This is a genomic window from Rhizobium aethiopicum (assembly GCF_014197535.1).
In the GTDB taxonomy this organism is placed as follows: Bacteria; Pseudomonadota; Alphaproteobacteria; order Rhizobiales; family Rhizobiaceae; genus Rhizobium; species Rhizobium aethiopicum_A.
On the sequence record NZ_JACIFV010000008.1, the window covers coordinates 1 to 19361 of the forward strand.

Here is a 19361-nt window from a genome sequence, read left to right on the forward strand (position 1 = left end):
CATAGTCTCAAAGCTAAAGCCGAAGGGGTGCGTCTCACCCGCCCCCGCTCCTCCCTTGCAACCCGGCTCAGCCGGTCGGATCGGGGGCTGAGCGTCAGTGCCAGCGTCGCATTTCTAATCGGTTGGCAGAGTCGCATTCCTAATCAGCTTTGACATTGTTTGTAGCCGCAAAGTTAAAGTGTCCTGTTTCTGCAAAGTTGGAATGTCACTCTCCCCGCGTTTGAACGGCGTTTGGGAGTTTGCGGATGGGACTGATTGCGCCGCGCGGTGTGTCCCCGGCCCTGCAAAAAAATCTAGACATCCGCGCATGCCGGACTGACGACATTCGAACCGGAGTGGTCGGTTTAGCGTTGCCTTAAAGAAACTGTGCAAGGATGCGCTCTGACCACCACACCGGCGAGCTGATGAAGTTTCGAAAAGACCCAGAGATAGCGCGCAGCCGCGCGGCCTGCCTAACCGGCCATGTAAGCGCCTTCGCGCCCGCGTTATTTGCGGCCATTATTGCAGTCATCGTCGTCTGGGTGGCAACGAACTGGCGGCTGGAGCGCTCTCTTGCCGACGAACGCTCGGTCGTTGCCGGCGAGCTTGCCACGATATCATCTCGGCTGCAGACGAACCTGAATAGCAATGTGAAACTGTTGCAAGGGCTTGCGGCGGGTATCTCCGTCGATCCCGCAATGGGTCAGAATGGATTTTCCAAACTTGCAGCACGGATCCTGCAGCCTGATTCACAATTGCGAAGCTTCGCCGCGGCGCCGGACATGGTCGTCAGCTGGGTCTATCCGGAAAAAGGAAATGAAAGAGCCATCGGCCTCGACTACCGGAAGAATGAGAAGCAACGGGCTGCCGCGATGCTGGCGCGCAACACCCACAATATCGTCTTGACTGGCCCGGTGGAGCTTGTCCAAGGCGGAATGGCGTTCGTGGTCAGGTACCCTGTCTATATCACCGACGGAAATAGCGAGATCTTTTGGGGCCTGCTTTCCGGAATCATTGATATTCCAAGGCTTTACGGAGATAGCGGCCTTCGTTCGACGGATCTTGAGATTGCCATCAGCACCGTACCGGAGCCGGAATCGCCCAAACAGGTTTTTCTCGGCAGCCTGGAGACCTTTCAAAGGAAACCGGTGGTCGCAAATGTGGATATGACCTACGGCCGTTGGACCCTCGCCGCGCGTCCGAAGCATGGATGGGGTAGAAATAACGGGATCGGCGCCTTCGAGTTCTATGCTAGCTTATTGGCTTTCTGTGTCGTGGCCCCCATCGTCTGGATCGGCTTTCTGACTAGATCGCGCCAAAGAACCATTGAAAAACTTCGCCTGCACAAGAAGAAGCTTGTTCGCGCGCGACAGCGCCTGGAATATCTGTCACTGCATGACGCACTGACGGGACTTCCCAATCGACGATTCGTCGACCAGATGATCTCGCAGCCGCCGCGGCCCGCTCCGGAAGATTGCCTGATCCTCATTCATATCGACCTTGACCGGTTTAAAGAGATCAACGACACGAAAGGCCATGCCGGCGGTGACATTGTCCTGCAGACCACGGCTTTGCGACTCGCCGATTTGGCCGGCCTGAACGACGTCGCGGCTCGCATCGGTGGAGACGAGTTCATTTTCGCCAGCTGGAGCGCCAATCCGGAGCCTAAAGCAACCGAATTGGCCAAGCAGATTGTCGACGCGCTTCAGCGTAACATCTTTATCGATGGAGCAGCACATGTGGTCGGAGCAAGTGTCGGCGTCGCCTGGGAGACTGACCCTTCTCGGCGGGACCTTGGTCAGTTGCTTCTGAATGCCGATCTGGCTCTCTACGAGGCGAAGAAGGCGGGTCGCGGTCGCGCGGCCATTTTCACCGAAGAGCTTCGCAGCGCCGCAATTCATTCCAAAGAACTGGCGGATGAATTCAACCAAGCGCTCGAACGCGATGAGCTCGTTGCGTTCTTCCAGCCGCAGTTCGACGCAAATACATTGGCGATCGCAGGTGTCGAAGCGCTCGCCCGCTGGGATCATCCGCGAAGAGGTCTGCTCGGTCCGGCCGAGTTTCTTGATGCTGCGGAAAGGCTCGGGCGCAGCGGCGACATGGATAGACTGATCCTGCAAAAGGCGCTCTTCGAACTGACGAGATGGGATAGCTTGGGACTGCAGATCCCACGGGTATCGGTCAATATCTCCGCGCGCCGACTGGCGCAGGCAAATCTGCTTGCCGAGCTTTCAGCGCTTCCCACAGCGAGAGGTCGCCTGTGTTTCGAGCTGCTTGAAACAATCTCCTTCGACGAGCTTCAGCCTGCTCTCAATGAGGTGATTCCAGCAATCAAGGCGCTCGGCATAGAAATCGAAATTGATGATTTCGGCACGGAACATGCCAGTATCGTCAGCTTGCTTCGATTTGAGCCCCGAAGGCTCAAGATCGATCGAGAGATTATCAAGCCGATCATCGACTCTCCGTCTCAACGCCGTCTGGTCTCCTCGATTATCGAAATCGGGCGGTCACAGAACATCGACATCGTTGCCGAAGGCGTGGAGACAATGGAGCACGCGAAGATCCTGAAGGATCTCGGCTGCCATTTGCTGCAAGGTTATGCTCTGGCACGGCCAATGACCTCAGAGCAGCTGATCGAACTTTGCAGCAGGAAGGATAAAAGAGCGGCAGGCCGATAAGGTTGGGCCGCCGGCTGTTTGTACTTGCGGGTCTTCGTCGGCAGGTTCATTCTATCCCCATTGAGAATCCCACCGGCAGCGGCTGACATCGCCGTTGCACATCGGGTTTTCGTGAGATGCCTGCGATGGAATGCGCCGGCTGCGGTTTCGATATTCAGAGCGGTTTTGCTTTCTGTCCGCGATGCGGCGCAAGGCAACCCCTCTCCTGCGCGGCCTGCGGCTATCCATGTCAGCCTGATTTTGCCTTCTGCCCAAGATGCGGCGCATCGATCTCAGGGAAGGCCCAGCCCGCCGCGAAACCGGCCATCGAGACGGTGCCGGCTGAATCCGATGGCGACGCCGACCGGCGGCCGGTGACGGTGCTCTTTGCCGATCTCTGCGGGTTCACGTCGCTGAGCGAGCAGATCGACCCTGAAGTCATGCGGGCGCTGCAGAACGAATTGTTCGAAGAGATGACCCGGGCGGTGGAAGCCTATGGCGGCTTCGTCGATAAATTTGTCGGCGATGCGCTTCTTGCGCTGTTCGGTGCGCCTGTCGCCCATGAGGACGATCCGGTGCGGGCGCTTGGCGCCGCAGTTGATATGATCGACCGGGCCGCTGCGGTCGGCACACGCTGGCAATCGCGCGCCGGCGTGCCGCTGCGTCTGCATATCGGCATCAACAGCGGCCCGGTCGTCACCGGCGGCTTCGGCGCCGCCGGTGCGAAATCCTATTCCGTGACCGGCGACACGGTAAACACTGCGCAACGGCTGCAATCCATGGCTGGCGAAAACGATATTCTCGTCGGTCCGCTGACCTATCGCCTCACCCGCCACGCCTTTGCCTTCGACAGCCTCGGCGCGCAGTCCTTGCGCGGCAAGAGTGGAAACGTGCTCGTGCATCGGCTGAGCGGGCTGCTGGAAGCGCCGCATACGGCACGCGGGCTCGAAAGTTTCGGCCTTCAGGCGCCGATGGTCGGACGGGACGCCGACCTGTCGCGCCTGCTGACCTGCCTCGATCTTGCCTGTGGTGGCGCCGCGCAGCTTGTCCGCCTGATCGGCGAAGCGGGCATCGGCAAATCGCGTCTGGCCAGCGAATTCGTCGGGGTCGCCGCCGATGCGGACCGTTTCCCCGGCCTTGCCATCCGCAAAGCCAGCTGCTCTCCCCTCGGCGAACAATCCTACGGCACGCTCGCCGCGGTCGTGCGGAGCGCCTACGGAATCGGCGAGCGCGACGATCCCGACAAGACACGGCAACTGCTGACAACAGGGTTCCGTGCCCTCGATCTCAAGCCCGACGACATCGAGGCGCTTTTGCCGCTCTTTCTGCATGTTCTCGGCTTCGGCGATCCGGATGGCGCGCTCCGGCACATCGAGCCGGAACAATTGCGGCGGCAGATCTTCTATGCGGTCCGCACCGTTTTCGAGCGGCGGCTGGCGCAAGGCCCTCTCCTTCTTGTCATCGAGGATCTCCACTGGGCGGACGCGGCCTCACTGGAGGTGCTGCGCTTCATGATGGACCGGCTGGAGCGCAGCCGGCTGATGCTGCTTGCGATCTATCGGCCGACGTCGCAGACGGACCCGCTGGACTCCAATCGCGTCAGCGTCACCGTCCAGCGTCTCGGCCCCCTCCTCGCTGCCGATGGGCAGAAGCTGCTTGCCGCCTTTTTTGGCGAGGGTCACGGCAAGTTGCCGGCGCCGATGCGCAAGCGCATCCTCGATCGCGCCGGCGGCAATCCGCTGTTCATCGAAGAAATCCTGCGCGGGCTGATCGACATGGGCACGCTGCACAATGACGGCCAGCGCTGGCATGTCGCGGCCGAAGATGCGGATGTCGATATACCCGTCAATCTGCAGGCCCTGTTGCTTGCCCGTGTCGACCGGCTGCCCCAGGAGATCAGGCGTCTGGCGCAGGAGGCGGCGGTCGTCGGCCCGAAGTTCGATACCGCCCTGCTCCGCACCGTCGCGACCGACCCGGCCGGCATCGATGCGGCGCTGGATTATCTCTGCGATGCCAATATCATCGAGGAATTGCGCGGGCCGGACGCCGAGATAGCGCCAGGCTATCGCTTCAGCCAGACGCTGATGCACGATGTCATCTACCACAATCTGCTGCTGCAACGGCGCATGGAGCTTCACCGACGGATCGGCCGGGCGCTGGAACGCCAATATGGCGTGGCGCCGGATCGGGCGGAGCATCTGGCGCAGCTCGGCCATCATTTCAGCCTGACCACCGAAAAGGCCAAGGGCGCCAGCTATCTCATGGCGGCGGGCGATATAGCGCGCAAGATTTACGCCAATGACGATGCCATGCGTCTCTACCGCCAGGCTCTTGCCGCCTTTGCCGACGAACCGGAGGTGACGCCGGAGCAATCGGCACTGCTGGAGCGCCTTGGCGATCTCTGCGGTCCTGCCGGCCGCCGTGAGGCTGCCCTGAACCATTATCAGCGAGCACTTGCGACCCACCGCGTGAAAGATGATCGGATCGCCGTGGCGAGGATCTTGCGCAAGATCAGCCGTCTGCATCTCGATGCGGGACGCCGCGATCAGGCGGAGGCCAATTGCGCCGAAGCCGAAGCGATGATCGCGCCGATCGATGCGCCGGTCGAACATGCCCATCTCCTGCAGGAACGCGGCCACCTCGCCTTCCGCACCGGCGACCAGGCTGCTGCCGCCGAATGGGCGACACAGGCACTGCAATGCCTGCAAACGCTGCCGATCGATGGAACGACGGAGGCCGGACGGGAGGCAGCGCGGGCGATGGCAGAGGCGCTGAACACCAAGGGTGCAGCGCTGGCGCGGCTCGGACGCCGCCGTGATGCCGTGCAGGAAGTGGAGCGCAGCCTCTCGGTCGCCGAACAGGCCGATCTGCAAAGCGCCGCCTGCCGCGCCTATTCCAATCTCGGCGTTCTCTACACGATCGTCGATCCTGCCAACGCCATCAAGATCTGCCGGCGCGGGTTGGAGGTCGCCACTCGTATCGGCGATCTCGGCTTCCAGGCGCGTCTTCTCGCCAATCTCGCGGTCTCCTGCTGCACCTTCACCGATCGCTGCGGAGCCGAGGGCGTGCCGGCGGCGGAAAAGGCGGTGGAAATCGACCGGGCGCTTGATCAGCGCGACCATCTCTCCGTACCGCTGATCGTGCTCGGGCAGATACATCAATGCCACGGGCAGCCGAAGCTAGCTCGTAAGTATTACGAGGAAGCTCTTGAGGTTGCGAAGGAAATTGACGAGCCGCAGCTGCTCTTTCCGTGCTATGATGGCTTGGCGACACTGAGCCTTGAACACGACGACATGGATGAAGCGGAACGGTATTTCGCGCTGGCGCAGGATGTGTGCATCCGCCACAAGCTCGACCCCGGCACGTTCGTCGTCTTGCCGTTTCTCGACTGAAGGCCTCGCATTTCGCTCTGCATCAATTAGACCAAACGATTCAAAAACATAAAGGGAGGAACTAACAATGCAGGAGAACCACGCCGATAAACCCTTACAGCCTGGAGATCGCGCGCCCAACGTCGTGCTGGATGCAATCACCCGCCATGGCAAGATCGCCATCGATGATTTTCGCGGTCAGAAGCCGGTGCTCGTCGGCTTGTTTCGCGGCTTGCACTGCCCCTTCTGCCGCCGGCAGATCGCCGCCATGGCCGAACTCACCGATGCATTGCAGGAGAAAGGCATCGACAGCCTGACGGTCGTCAATACGCCGATCGAGCGAGCGCGCCTCTATTTCCGCTACCACCCGCTTCCCAATTTGCTTGCGGCCTCGGACCCCGACCGAGTATCGCACAGGGCGTTCGGGCTGCCGAATATCGAGTTCACCGAATCCGAGAACGAATGGCCGCACAAGGTCAGCATGAGCACAATGTCGTCAATGCAGGTCGACATGCCGGGCGAGCTGCCGGAGCCCATGGGTGTGATGGCGGCAATGGAATATCTCGACAAGGCCGACGGTTATGAATTCACCGAGGACGACACGCGGATGATCGCCACCGGCCATGGCCAGCTTGTCGGCGAATTCCTGCTCGACCGCGATGGCGTCGTGCGCTGGTGTTTCACGGAAGTCGAGGAAGGTGGCCGCAACTTGTTCGGCGGTCCCGCCCCTCGCGATGTAATGTCGGCGGCTTCGAATATGGCTGTTTGACACCTGTTGTGCTTATTGCGCCCTGAACCGGGCGTGGCAGGTCGTGCAGGTCTGCAGCATGAGGTGAAAAGCGTGCTCCGCCGCCATTGCCGACAGCTCCTGCTCGCCTCGGACGTGAGTGCCGAGCGGGCCGCCGCCCATGGCCTCCCCAGGCTTCATGCGCATGCTGGCAGGCATTGGTCCCGGATTATTCTGCGCAGCGGCGTCCAGAGCGACGGCATAGTCGCGCAGGTCGTTTGCGATGCGGTCGAACCGCTCGCGCTCCTCGAGAATGTTCGGCATGGCCTTTGATTGTGGGCTGGCCGCCTCGGATGCGAAGTGTTCGGAAAGAACGACGCCGGATCTGTCGCGGATGGTGTCTGCTGCCCATCGGAATTCGGCTGCCTTATAGCTCGCCGGATCCTTGAACATGCCGGAAATTGTCTTTGCCGCCGCGGCCATGGCCTTCATGTCGGCCTGTCGAAGCGCCACGACATCATCGGCGGCCGGCGACGGGACGGTCGTCAAGAGAGCGGCTCCCACGGCAGGGAGCAGTCCAAAAGTCGCCACGAATAAGGTCCGTCTCATAGAGCTGCTTCCCAAACCGACGTGATTCCGCCTCTACGCATATCCCTTCTCATCTGGGCAACAACAGGGCGGACACCCTCCCCGAGGTTCTCGGCAATGGGCCGATGCGGAAGCGTTAACCGCTGCCGAATAATCTGCGGCTCTCGCTTGGAGTGGATCAATGAAAAGTGGCTATTCGCTCGCTCAGATAGGGCTTCACTGGCTGGTCGCCTTCATGGTGCCGGTGCAGTATTTGACTGGCGGCAGCATCGAGAGAATTCATCATGCAGTCCACATGGGATGACGCCATCCTCGTGGGACGTCGTCCAGCATCAGCTCCATAACTACGCGGGGATTGGCATTGGCCTGCTGATGGGCGTGCGGCTCGTTCTTCGGATCTTTCAGCCGCCCGAGCCTGCCGCGCCCGGCACATGGACCGGACGGATCGCGACGGCGCTTCATCACGCCTTCTACGCCGCAATCATCGGACAGGCCTGCATGGGGGTCGTCGCCAGTTACTTCTGGTTTGGGATTGCGCCGTACCATGTCATCGGGTCGAAAATAATTCTGGCGATGGTGGCGTTGCATCTTGCCGCAGCGGCCTGGCACACGCTGGTCGCCCGTGACGAGACGGTCGACCGGATGCTGCTGCCGCACCGGAAGCGGTCGGCAAAAAATGTCTAAGTGGCCAGCCTCAACCCGGCGGGGTGCGTCATATAAAGGACTCGAATGTTGGCGATAGCTAGGTCCGCGATTGAAATCGAGCTGCTTTGCATGTAGCTCGTTGGGAATGGGCAAGATGTACCGAATCACAGTGAGCACGTTGCTCGTGATGATGCGGCTGGTGATCGTCGTATCACTGGCGGGGTACTCGTTGGCGAACGCCAGCGCGGCGATGCATGGCTCACCGTTCCCCGAGCTGCAAGCCGCCGCCGCAGAGACGATGCCGTCCCATGAAGGCCACGAAGTGGCGGAGGCGGGCCATCACGACCATGCGCGCATCGACATGCCCGATGACGACGGAGGTGCGAAGCTCGTCAAGCAGGAATGCTGCAAGGATTTCTGCGGCGGGCTCGGCATCATTTGTGAAAGCCCCGACGTCGGTGGGCCAGTCGTAGCCTCGATCCGGCAGTTCGTGGACGACCGCACGACCTTCGGCGAACAGCCGCCGCTCCACCGCCCTCCGAATATCTGAACAGAGACGCGCCCGCTCGATCGGGTCCATTCGGTCGCCGCCTGATTCCGGGCGAGCGCCCGTAGGTTATCTCTTATTCGGAAATTTCATAATGAAATCCTCGCTTTTCGTGGTGGGGCTGCCGCTTGTCATCGGCGGCTGCGCATCCACGCTTCCTCCCGACGTGGTGGCGTCTTCCGCCGCGGCCGAACAGCCGTCGCCGCGGCCGGTCGCCTACAGGTCGCCGATCTCGGGCTACGTCTCCAGGCTGCCCGTCGATCCAAAGCCATGGCGCAGACAGAACGATCTGCAGGCTCCAGCAAATGGAGATGACTCGTGATCGCTCCTAAAAAACTGATGGCCGTGCTGGTATTTCCGCTGGCGCTGAGCGGCTGCGTCACAGGCGCCGAATATTCCAGCAAGGAGGCGGGCTTCACCTCCGTCGCAAACAAGACCGCCACCGTAACGGCCAAAGAGACCGTCTGGATCCAGAACCAGAACCAAGCACGGTCCGCCGCCGCGCAGGTCAGAAGCCTGCTCGCGCAAAAGAAGGCCCTCGATGTCGAGACCGCCGTCCAGATCGCGCTCCTCAACAACAGGGGCCTCCAGGCCGCCTACGCCGATCTCGGCGATAGCGCGGCCGACGCCTGGCAGTCGACCATGTTCACCAATCCGACCGTCTCCATCGGCACAACGGGCCTGGGAACGCCGGAACTGGAGGCGTTCAAGACGATCGAAGGGATGATCACCACGAACATCCTGGCGCTCGTAACGAAGAACCGGGACATGGCGATCGCCGACACCCGTTTCCGGCAGGCGCAGCTGACCGCCGCGGTGAAAACGCTTGAGGTCGCCGCCGATACGCGGCGCGCCTGGATTGGGGCGGTGGCCGCCTGGGAGAACGTCGGGCAGTTGCAGCGCGCCCAGGCAACGGCGGACGCCGCTTCCGACCTTGCGGAAAAGCTTGGCGAGACCGGTGCGATGACCAAAGGCGCCCAGGCACGCGAACATGTGTTCGTCGCCGAACTCGCCGGCGAGACCGCGAAGGCCCGCCTGGCCGCTCGTCTCGCCAAGGAGGAGCTGACACGGCTGTTGGGTCTCTGGGGATCCGACCTGGGCTACCAGGTCCCGAACAGCCTGCCGCCATTGCCCAAGTCTGTCGTCAGACGCGACACCATCGAGGCCGAGGCCATGAAGAACCGCATCGACCTTCAGGTGGCGAAGCTGGAACTGGAGGCGACAGCCAAATCCTACGGGCTAACCGAAGCGACGCGCTATGTCACGGATCTCCAAATCCTGACGGGCTTCGAGACGGAACGCGAAATCGAGGACGACGAGAAGAAGACCAGAACAACCGGCCAGGTCGAACTGGAATTCGCGATCCCGATCTTCGACACCGGCAAGGCGCGAATGCGCAAGGTCGAGCTGGCCTATATGCGGGCGGCAAACCAGCTCGCGGAGGAGGCCGTCAACGTCCGCTCGGAAGCACGCTCGGCATACGAGGCATACCGCTCGAACTACGCCATCGCGCGGCACTACCGCAACAATGTCGTGCCGCTGCGCACCAAGGTCGAGGAGGAATCCCTGCTGACCTATAACGGCATGATCTCGAACACCTTCGAGCTGCTCACCGATACCCGCGACAAGATCAATTCCATCCTGCTCTCCGTCAACGCCAAGCGCGATTTCTGGCTCGCCGAAGCCAATCTCGCGCCCGCGATCTACGGCGGCGGCGCGACCAACGCGTCGGCAGAGACCGAAGTCGCCGCTGCCCCGGGCAGCAGCGGCGGCAGCGGCCATTGAGAAAGGAACCCACCATGTTCAACAGACGACAACTGTTCGGTGCGAGCGCAGCCCTGCTGGCGGCCGGCGCCTGGACGAAAACCTCGGCGATGGGTCTGCCCGACGCCCCGACGATGGAATCGGCGGACATGCAGCCGCCGCTCCACCCGACTTCCGGCCCGGATTATCAGCCGGTCGTCACCCTCAACGGCTGGACCCTGCCCCACCGGATGAACAACGGCGTCAAGGAGTTCCACCTCGTCGCAGAGCCGGTCGAACGCGAGATGGCGGACGGCATGACCGCTTATCTCTGGGGCTATAACGGCCAGTCTCCGGGTCCGACGCTCGAGGCGGTCGAAGGCGACCGGGTGCGTATCTTCGTCACCAACAAGCTGCCGGAACACACGACGATCCACTGGCATGGAATGATACTGCCGTCGGGCATGGACGGCGTCGGCGGGCTGACGCAGCCGCATATTCCTGTCGGCAAGACCTATGTCTACGAGTTCGATCTCGTGAAGTCTGGCACCTTCATGTACCACCCGCATTCCGACGAGATGGTGCAGATGGCGATGGGCATGATGGGTTTCTTCGTCGTCCATCCCAAAGACCCCGCGTTCATGCGCGTCGACCGCGACTTCGTCTTCCTGCTCAACGCCTACGACATCGATCCCGGCTCCTATGTGCCGCGTGTCATGGAAATGACCGACTTCAACATGTGGTGCTGGAACAGCCGCGTGTTTCCGGACATCAGCCCGCTGGTCGTTTCCGTGAACGACCGCGTGCGGGTGCGGGTCGGCAACCTGACCATGACCAACCACCCGGTTCACATGCATGGTTATGACTTCGAGGTGACATGCACGGATGGTGGCTGGGTGCGGCCCGAGGCTCGATGGCCGGAGGTGAGCATCGACATCCCCGTCGGCGCTATGCGCGCCTATGAGTTCGACGCCAAACACCTCGGCGACTGGGCGATCCACTGCCACAAGTCGCATCACACGATGAACGCCATGGGCCACGACATCCCGACCTTCATCGGCGCGGATAAGTCGAAGCTCGCCGAGAAGATCCGCAAACTTCAACCGGATTACATGCCCATGGGCACCAAGGGCATGGCCGACATGGGCGAAATGGAAATGCCCATTCCCGAGAACACCATTCCCATGATGACTGGCTGGGGACCGCATGGCCCGATCGAGATGGGCGGCATGTTTTCGGTCGTGAAGGTCCGCGAGGGCATCTCGGCTGACGATTACTCCGATCCGGGCTGGTACGAAAACCCGCCCGGGACGCAGGCCTGGGAGTGGACGGGCGAGCTACCGGACGCGACCAAGGCCAAAGACGCAAAAACACAAATCACGCCAAAGCCGACGAATGGCTGAGGCTCAATATCCACATCAAAAAGGATCTACGCATGAAGAATTATGTATTGGCGCTGGCACTCGCGGCGCTGGCAACTCCCGCCGTCGCCTCGGGCAACCATGCCGGTGGTCACGGTGAGAAAATGGCGGTCGGCGAGCCTGGCGAAAAGGCCAAAGCGACGCAGACGATCCGCGTCACGATGAAGGAAACCGACGATGGGCAGATGTTGTTCACGCCCGCGGTCTTCAACGTCCGCAAGGGACAGACGGTCAAGATCGAGATCAAGAATGCCGGCACCGTCGACCACGAATTCGTGCTCGACCAGGAGGACAAGATCCTGGAACACAAGAAGGTGATGGAGAAGTTCCCGGAAATGGAACATGCCGACGCCAACTCCATCCGCCTTCCGGCCGGTCAATCCGGCGAGGTCGTCTGGAAGTTCACCACCGATGGCGAGTTCAAATTCGCTTGCCTGATTCCCGGCCACTACGAAGCCGGCATGCACGGCGACGTTACCGTCTCTGGCAAGTAACCCTCAGTAAAAGGAGTCACGAAGATGAAATCCGCAATGATCAAAATCGGCGTTGCCGCCCTGTTTTCAGCCAGCGCGGCCTTCGGTGCGTTCGCCGAGGAATTCACCAAGGGCGTCGTCAACAAGGTCGACGCGAAGGCGAAGAAGGTCACCATCAAGCATGAAGACCTGAAGAACCTCGACATGCCTGCGATGACGATGGTCTTCCGGGTCGAAGATGCGGCTCTGATCGACAAGCTGAAGGAAGGTTCGAGCGTCGAGTTCGTCGCCGAACGCGTCAACGGCAAGCTGACGGTCACCGAAGTCAAGTAGCTGAACTCCTGCCGCCCGGATGCGCGTCCGGGCGGCAGCGGACGAGGAGTGGAGACGATGCATAGGAGAAGCTTGATTGCACTTGCGACTTCCGCGCTGGCATTCCCCGGCAGCTGGACCTTCGCCGCCGCGCCGGTAAGGATGACAGTCTATAAGGACCCGAACTGCGGTTGCTGCCATGAATGGTCGAAGGCGATGGCGGCGGCAGGATTTTCTGTCGAGACCCGCGATACCGACGACCTTGCCGCGGTCAAGGCGCGGCTGGGCGTGCCTGGCGAGCTCGAAGGATGTCACACGGCCGTGATCGAGGAATATTACCTGGAAGGACACGTGCCACTCGAGGTCATCCGGCGCCTGCTGCGGGAGCGACCGCCGCTCCGCGGCCTCGCCGTGCCGGGCATGCCGCCGGGCTCGCTCGGGATGGGTGACGACCCGCAGGCGTCCTATGACGTCTATGCCATTCCCTGGGGAGCCGGCCCACCCTATCTGTTCATGGAGGTCCGTCCGCGGAAGGGTTGACGCCGCGACTGATCCGGCCACGCCGTGCTAACGTTCAGGAAGCAGGAGCGGTGCAGAGCGTCGCCCAGAGATCGTGCTTCCAGTCGGTCCCCGGCCGGGCGGAAACGTCGACTACATATTCGGCGGAATTCACGCGCACCATGGCAGGTGAAACGCATCGCACACTCGCCTCGTGCCTTCCCCCATCCTGATAGAGCACGGCCCCGTCGCGGTCGATTTCTGATAGCGTAATGACGACATCGAAATCGAAGGCGCGATCGTGTGCCGGTCCGCCCTCCGTCAAACTGAGGCTCACCAATCGGCTGTCGTCGAACGCAGTCGTGTGGAAGGCGCCCGATGCAGCCAACATCGATGCGGACTGAAGGCAAAGTATCAGAGACAGAAGGATCCGGCGCATCTCCCCTCCCGTGGTCAATGCCCTTTCAACCTATCATATTCCAGGACGCTTCGCGACTGTTGGTGGCGACCTCCGCCCCCTACGGCCGGCCAGAACGCTTGCATCTCCTCGCGTGTGACTTTGCCATCCCTGTTGGCGTCGACGCTGTCGAATATGCGCTTGTGGATGACCGTCACTTCCTCGAAGGACAGCGCCCCATCCCCATCCGCGTCGGCAATTGCGACCATGTCTTCATCATCTGTCCGCGCGTGCCCATCGGCGGCATGCCTTCCATCATGCCCCGCCCCATCATTCCACCGGGCATCATGTCGGATCCGGGCATAACTTCCTGGCCGTGTCCGGTCGTCACCTCAGTTCCCGCGGGCGAAGCGCCCCCAGATCCATTTGCAGGATGATGCGGATCCGCTCCGCTCGCCTGTGCCATGGCAAGTCCCGGACCGCCGGCGGCAATGGCCACAGACAGCAGCACCGCGGCTGTAATTTTTGTCGTTCTCACCGTTGTTTCTCCTTTCGCTCGGCCTGTACCACCGACTGAAGAGAGCGCCGCCGCGGCGGCGGCCATCCGAAGCCGGCATCAAGCGTTGCGCCTGCACAATGGGCACGCCAGATGCGATAGCGCCATTATCTGCCCGATCGTCGTAACCTCTTTGATTCAAATCAATAGAGCTGCCCCGACGCTGAAGGCTTGCCTAACTTTCAAAGCCCTCGACCAAGCGACATGGGTTAAGGGAGACCGGCCTTGCGGTAGCCATCGACGAAATGCTGAAGCGTTGCCGCATCGCGAAAAGGCTCCGTCGTCGCCCAGTGACCGGATGAAAAATGTGGGTTGGCGACGAGGAACAGTTCGGCTTCGGCACGCGCCTCCTCGAGCCGGCCGAGCTGGGCCAGGCTGGCCGCCAGGAACCGGCGTGAGCTTGTGCGATAGGTCTCCTCCCGCCGCAGCGTCTCGATAGCGGCCTCGTTTTTCCCCGCCGCATACTGCGCCTGACCGAGCGCCAGATAATACCAACTTGCCGGAAACGGGTTCAGCCGGAATGCCTTGCCGATATAGTCTAGCCCCTCGTCGATCCGCCCTGCGAGGACCGAGATGTCGGATAATGCGGCAAAAGTGTCCGCCTCATTCGGGTCGAGTTCGATTGCCTTGGCGAATTGCGCATCCGCCTCCGCGAAATCGCGCGCATAAGCAAGCAGATAAGCCAGGACCCAACGGCAGCCGACATCGTTCGGATCGATCGCAACAGCCTTTTGCGCCAGTTCCAGAGCAGCGTCGCGGTTCGATTCCGTCGGCCCGCCGCTATGGACCCATCCCATCCAGTGGTTCATGGCAAGCCAGCGATAGGCCTCGGCATAGTCCGGGTCGAGGCTGACAGCGCGTGTCAGCATCAAATGCGCTTCCTGAGCCGCCTGCGGGGAATCGTCCATCAGCTTGCGCGCCCGCACGCAAAGATCGTAAGCCTCGAGGTTCTTCGGCCGATTGCGCGGCGGCGGCGCGCGCAGCCGGCCGAGCAGCGCTTCGACGATCCTAGCCGTCACCTCGTCCTGAACGGCGAAAATATCGCCCAGACTGCGATCGAAGCGATCCGCCCAGAGATGATCGCCGCTGACCGCATCGATCAGCTTGGCATTGATGCGCACGCGCCCAGCGGCACGCCTAGCGCTGCCCTCGAGCAGGTAGCGCACACCGAGCTCCTCGGCGATTTCTCGCACGTCGATCCCCTTGCCCTTATAGGCGAAGACCGAGTTGCGGGCGATGACGAACAGCCCAGGCATCCTGGAGAGGTCGGTAATAAGGTCTTCCGTCAGCCCGTCCGCGAAGGATTCCTGGTCGGGATCGTTGCCGATATTCAGGAAGGGCAGCACAGCGATCGTCGGCTTGTCAGGCAGCGGCAAGGTTTTTCGCCGCATGCCGCTCAGCCGATGCACGGCTCCCGTGAAGCGGTAGCCGGCGCGTGGAACCGTTGCAATCCATTCACCGCCGCCGGCGGACGGGCCGAGCAGCTTGCGCAGCTGCGCGATCTGGACGGTGAGGTTGCCTTCCTCGACCGCCATGCCTTGCCAGGCCGCGTCCATCAGATCGGTCTTCGCAAGGATTTCTCCCGTTCGCCCGACGAGCGCCGCAAGCAGCTTCAGCCCGCGGTGGCTGATGGCAACGGGATCATCGTTCCGAAGCAGCGTTCCCGCATCCGGATCAAGCACGAACGGACCAAAGGCAAAGCGCGATCCCTGCATAAAGCGGATCTATAGTCCGTTTGGAAGTTTTTGAGAGCATTTTGGCGAGGCTTAATTACGCCGCTCCCCCTATCCTGCAGAATTCCATCCTCTTTCAACTCATGGGCTCGACCCACCATTGACCGAGGAGGAGATCTGCATGACCGCCGCAAGCACGACATCACAGAGCGAGGATCGGATTCCATGGACTGCGATGGCCGGCATTATCGCGACGGTGACGGCGTTTGACGTGGCGCAAGGACTGACCTACCCGCTGCTGAGTTTCATCCTGGAGCGACAGGGAACAACAACAGGCCTGATCGGCCTCTCGGCAGCGATGACGCCACTGGGTTTCATCATATCGGCGCCCCTCATTCCGGCGCTTTCGCGAGGCGTAGGCGGGGCGCGGCTGGCCATCCTCTGTTCGATCCTGGCTGCCCTTACCCTGGTCGCGATTGCCTGGACCCAGCAGGTCTGGGCCTGGATGCCGCTGCGTTTCCTGCTCGGCTTTTTTTCCAACCCGCTCTACGTGATCAGCGAACCTGGCTGGTCACGATCACGCCGGCACCGCGCCGCGGCCGAATCCTCGGCCTCTATTCATCGATCGTTTCGGCTGGTTTCGGTGTGGGCCCGCTACCCCTTGGCCTCGCCGGCACGGAAGGCTGGCCCCCCTTCATGATCGGCATCACAGCCTTCGTTGCCTGCGGCCTGATCGTGCTGGCCGTTGCCCCACGCCTGCCTGAGATGCCTGTTGAAGGCGAGGCAATGTCGGTCGGCGGCTTCTTCCGGCTGGCGCCGCTGCTGCTGTTTGCGGTTTTCACCGCCGCCGCCTTCGAGCAGATCCTGCTTTCCCTGTTCACCGTCTATGGAACGGTACTCGGCAGCGCCGAGGGGCGCATCGCTTCGCTCATCACTTGTTTCGTCGCCGGCAACGCCGTGCTGCAGATCCTGCTCGGGCGGGCGGCCGAACGGTTCGGCGCGACGCGGACCATGTTGTTCTGTGTGCTGGCTTGCCTCACCGGCTGCCTGCTGCTGGCGTTCATCTTCAACACCCGGCTCGTCTGGCCGCTGGTTTTTGTCTGGGGCGGCGTCTCCTTCGGGCTCTACACCACGTCGCTGATCCAGCTCGGCGAGCGTTTCAACGGCCAGACCTTGATCGTCGGCAATGCGGCCTTCGCCTTCGCGTGGGGCATCGGCGGCATGGCAGGCTCGCCGGCGGCCGGATTGGCAATGCAGCTGATCAGGCATCAGGGCCTGCCACTATCCCTCGGTCTGCTCAGCGGCCTCCTGGCGGTGCTTCTGTGGACAGAGAAACGGCGCGGCGTCGCCCTTGACCGGCGCCCTCCCCGATCGCCGCAGTGAAGTGTCAGATCAATGTCATCGAAATCGTTTAAAGCGCCCCGCAACGAATTGGATTGATGCGAGGCGCTTTCGATGGCGACATTGCAGCAGGTCGCATTCCGGGCAGGGTGTTCGCTGGCGACCGCAAGCAGAGTTCTCAACCGCAACGGGCCAGCCAGCGATCTGATGGTGCGCAGGGTGCGCCGCGCCGCCGCAGAACTCGGCTATCATGCCGCCGGGCGGCTCGGACGCAGGCCTGTGATCGGCGTCTTAATTCCGAGCATCACCAATCCGGTCTTTGCTTCCTCGCTGTCGAGCATCCAGAATCGCATGCTGGTGGCTGGCCACGGGGTTCTGATCGCCCAGTCGAATTACGATCCGGGACGCGAGGCCGATGCCGTCGCGGCCCTCCTGAACGACCGGCCGACCGGGCTGATCCTCACCGTCTGCAATCCGTCGACGAGCGAAGCGCTGCTTGCCGGGCTGCCACCGACCGTGCTTCTCAACAACCTGCCGACGGCGCGGTTTCCGGCGGCCGTCACCGCCGACAACCGCGGTGCCGGCCGAGAGATCACCACCTTCCTGATCGGCATGGGCCATCGTCATATTCTCTTTCTCTCCGGCAATTTCGCCGCCTCCGACCGCGCCCGCCTTCGCTACCAGGGCTATCTCGACGCCATGGTCGGGAACGGGCTGACACCGCTTGATGCGATCCAGATCTCCTTCGTGGGCGGCTATGACCAGCTCGATCTCAGCACGGCGATGAATTCGCTTTCGCCGACGGCGATCATCGCCTCCAATGATCTGCTTGCCCTTGGCGTCGTCGGCGCGCTGAAGCGCGAGGGCCTTTCGGTGCCGGGCGATGTTTCGGTCGCCGGTTTCGACGGCATCGCCATCGGCCGGTTGATCGATCCGCCGCTGACGACCATTGAAATGCCGGATGCCAGCATGGGGGCGACGGCCGCCTCGCTGCTTCTCGACATGGCGGAGAATGCCGCCCCTGCCCGCCATCTCGATGTCGCCTATACGCTGCGCCGCGGCGGCACCGTGCGCGCCATCTGAGAGCCTACCAATGAAAAGGCCACCGCGCACTCGACACGGTGGCCCCCTTTGTCTGACGAGGAAGGCGATCAGCTGCGCGGCAGCATGCCTTCGACTTCGGCGGCCGCATCGTCAAGCGCCTCCTTCGGATCGGCCGACTGGTCGACGATGCGCGAGAGGTTATCGACGATCGTCTGCGTGACCTTGACGCCGTTGGAGCCCGGGAAGGCATACCAGGGGATCATCACCGGCATCTGGCTGAGGCCAGCCTGAAACAGCGGGTTCTGCTTGTAGAAATCGACGAGATATTCGGGCGACTTGGCGGCAAGCTCGTTGTTGGGGACATAGCCGGTGCCCGGCACGACGACCGAGGCGCCGTAGGGGCCGGCGGCGAATTTGGCGAACTTCCAGGCAGCATCCTGCTTGGCGGCGTCATGGGTCAGGATGACGACGGCGTTACCGCCCGTCGGCAGGCGGCCATTCACCGGATCGATCAGCGGCATCTTGGCGGTGCGCAGATCGAACTTGTTGCCGACATTCTTGATCGTGTTGCGCAGCGCGCCCGTCGTCTGGAATTCGAAACCGACCTTGCCGGCCGCGAAAGCTTGCTCACCGGCAGGCTTGGTGAAAACGGGCATGCCGCCTTCGGTGACCAGTCGATGCAGGACTTCGACGGCCTTCTGGCCTTCCGGACCGTTGAAGGCGACCTTGCTTTCATCGTCGCTCAGCATCTTGCCGCCGGCGCCGAAGAGCAGCGCGGAAAACATCCAGTCGTCGCCCTGCCAGCGGAAGTCGATACCGTCGACGCCGTTGCCGAGCGCCTTGATCTTGCCGCCGAGCGCGATGACCTCGTCCCAGGTCTTCGGCGGATTGTCGGGATTACCGCCGGCCGCCTTCACGAGATCGGCGTTGTAATACATGATCGAATTGGAGGTCGCGAAAGCGAGGCCGACCTGCTTGCCCTTGACCTGGGCGAGCTTGAGGATCGTGTCGGAGAAGCCCTGCTCGGCCATGTTGCCGTCCTTCTGGACGAGTGGGCCGAGATCAACGGCGACGTCGCGCTCGTCGAGCATGCGCAGGCGGTTCAAACCGATGAAGGTGATGTCGGGCATTTCGCTGGTGCCGGCCTGGCGAAGGATCGTCTGGATGCCTTCCTCATAGGTCGCAGACGGACTGGCGAACTGGATCTTGATGTCGGGGTTCTCAGCCATGAACTTCTTCGAGATCGTGTCCATCACGTCCTTGAAGAAGCCCGGCATCGGGTAATGAACCGTCAGCGTCGTCTCGGCATGCGCGGGAAGCGCGATTGCCAAGGATACGGCCGCTGCGGCGAGAAGCTGGGTGATATGTTTCATCGCTCGTTCTCCTGGG

The 19361-nt window shown here is 62.0% G+C and carries 15 protein-coding genes and 3 pseudogenes; 13 read left to right on the forward strand and 5 right to left on the reverse strand.

Annotated features, from left to right (window positions below; all coding sequences use genetic code 11):
• Positions 1–404 precede the first annotated feature (404 nt).
• The 3 genes from GGD53_RS13190 (at position 405) to GGD53_RS13200 (ending at position 6776) form a co-directional block, all read left to right on the forward strand.
• Positions 405–2657: a bifunctional diguanylate cyclase/phosphodiesterase gene (locus tag GGD53_RS13190; RefSeq protein ID WP_184456960.1), complete on the forward strand. Its 2253-nt coding sequence runs from the start codon at positions 405–407 to the stop codon at positions 2655–2657.
• A 125-nt stretch (positions 2658–2782) separates the two neighbouring features.
• Positions 2783–6028, forward strand: a complete 3246-nt coding sequence (locus GGD53_RS13195; protein WP_184456962.1) for an adenylate/guanylate cyclase domain-containing protein — start codon at positions 2783–2785, stop codon at positions 6026–6028.
• Positions 6029–6095: 67 nt separating this feature from the next.
• On the forward strand, positions 6096–6776 hold the full coding sequence (locus GGD53_RS13200) for a peroxiredoxin-like family protein (protein ID WP_184456617.1): 681 nt from the start codon (positions 6096–6098) through the stop codon (positions 6774–6776).
• A gap of 12 nt (positions 6777–6788) precedes the next feature.
• Here the strand turns inward: GGD53_RS13200 and GGD53_RS13205 are convergent, their stop codons facing one another.
• On the reverse strand, positions 6789–7343 hold the full coding sequence (locus tag GGD53_RS13205) for a cytochrome c (protein ID WP_184456619.1): 555 nt from the start codon (positions 7341–7343) through the stop codon (positions 6789–6791).
• A gap of 160 nt (positions 7344–7503) precedes the next feature.
• Between GGD53_RS13205 and GGD53_RS13210 the strand changes: the two are divergent.
• From GGD53_RS13210 to GGD53_RS13245, 8 genes and pseudogenes are all read left to right on the forward strand, one after another.
• A pseudogene (locus tag GGD53_RS13210) lies at positions 7504–8006 on the forward strand (cytochrome b).
• Between the two features lie 115 nt (positions 8007–8121).
• Entirely contained in the window at positions 8122–8517 is a 396-nt protein-coding gene (locus GGD53_RS13215) for a hypothetical protein (RefSeq protein WP_246717767.1), read from the forward strand.
• A gap of 91 nt (positions 8518–8608) precedes the next feature.
• Entirely contained in the window at positions 8609–8836 is a 228-nt protein-coding gene (locus tag GGD53_RS13220) for a hypothetical protein (protein ID WP_184456623.1), read from the forward strand.
• A gap of 17 nt (positions 8837–8853) precedes the next feature.
• Positions 8854–10299 (forward strand): TolC family protein, encoded by a 1446-nt coding sequence (locus tag GGD53_RS13225; RefSeq protein ID WP_210303200.1) that lies wholly within the window; start codon positions 8854–8856, stop codon positions 10297–10299.
• A 14-nt stretch (positions 10300–10313) separates the two neighbouring features.
• Positions 10314–11660, forward strand: a complete 1347-nt coding sequence (locus tag GGD53_RS13230; protein WP_184456627.1) for a multicopper oxidase family protein — start codon at positions 10314–10316, stop codon at positions 11658–11660.
• Positions 11661–11692: 32 nt separating this feature from the next.
• On the forward strand, positions 11693–12172 hold the full coding sequence (locus GGD53_RS13235; RefSeq protein ID WP_184456629.1) for a cupredoxin domain-containing protein: 480 nt from the start codon (positions 11693–11695) through the stop codon (positions 12170–12172).
• A 24-nt stretch (positions 12173–12196) separates the two neighbouring features.
• Positions 12197–12484, forward strand: coding sequence for a copper-binding protein (locus GGD53_RS13240; protein ID WP_184456631.1), 288 nt, complete (start codon positions 12197–12199; stop codon positions 12482–12484).
• A gap of 57 nt (positions 12485–12541) precedes the next feature.
• Positions 12542–13003 (forward strand): DUF411 domain-containing protein, encoded by a 462-nt coding sequence (locus GGD53_RS13245; protein ID WP_184456633.1) that lies wholly within the window; start codon positions 12542–12544, stop codon positions 13001–13003.
• A 34-nt stretch (positions 13004–13037) separates the two neighbouring features.
• On the opposite strand, the gene GGD53_RS13250 is transcribed toward GGD53_RS13245, so the two are convergent.
• From GGD53_RS13250 to GGD53_RS13260, 3 genes and pseudogenes are all read right to left on the reverse strand, one after another.
• A complete protein-coding gene (locus tag GGD53_RS13250; RefSeq protein ID WP_184456635.1) occupies positions 13038–13400 on the reverse strand; it encodes a hypothetical protein in 363 nt (120 codons plus the stop codon).
• Positions 13401–13489: 89 nt separating this feature from the next.
• A pseudogene (locus GGD53_RS13255) lies at positions 13490–13896 on the reverse strand (EF-hand domain-containing protein); the annotation flags it as partial.
• 227 nt (positions 13897–14123) lie between these two features.
• Positions 14124–15629, reverse strand: a complete 1506-nt coding sequence (locus GGD53_RS13260; protein WP_184456637.1) for a winged helix-turn-helix domain-containing tetratricopeptide repeat protein — start codon at positions 15627–15629, stop codon at positions 14124–14126.
• A gap of 139 nt (positions 15630–15768) precedes the next feature.
• On the opposite strand from GGD53_RS13260, the pseudogene GGD53_RS13265 reads away from it, so the two are divergent.
• Together GGD53_RS13265 and GGD53_RS13270 are read left to right on the forward strand one after the other, a co-directional pair.
• Positions 15769–16970: pseudogene (locus GGD53_RS13265) on the forward strand (MFS transporter).
• 72 nt (positions 16971–17042) lie between these two features.
• Positions 17043–18011, forward strand: a complete 969-nt coding sequence (locus GGD53_RS13270) for a substrate-binding domain-containing protein (RefSeq protein WP_184456639.1) — start codon at positions 17043–17045, stop codon at positions 18009–18011.
• A 68-nt stretch (positions 18012–18079) separates the two neighbouring features.
• On the opposite strand, the gene GGD53_RS13275 is transcribed toward GGD53_RS13270, so the two are convergent.
• Positions 18080–19345 (reverse strand): ABC transporter substrate-binding protein, encoded by a 1266-nt coding sequence (locus tag GGD53_RS13275; protein ID WP_184456641.1) that lies wholly within the window; start codon positions 19343–19345, stop codon positions 18080–18082.
• Positions 19346–19361: the final 16 nt, after the last annotated feature.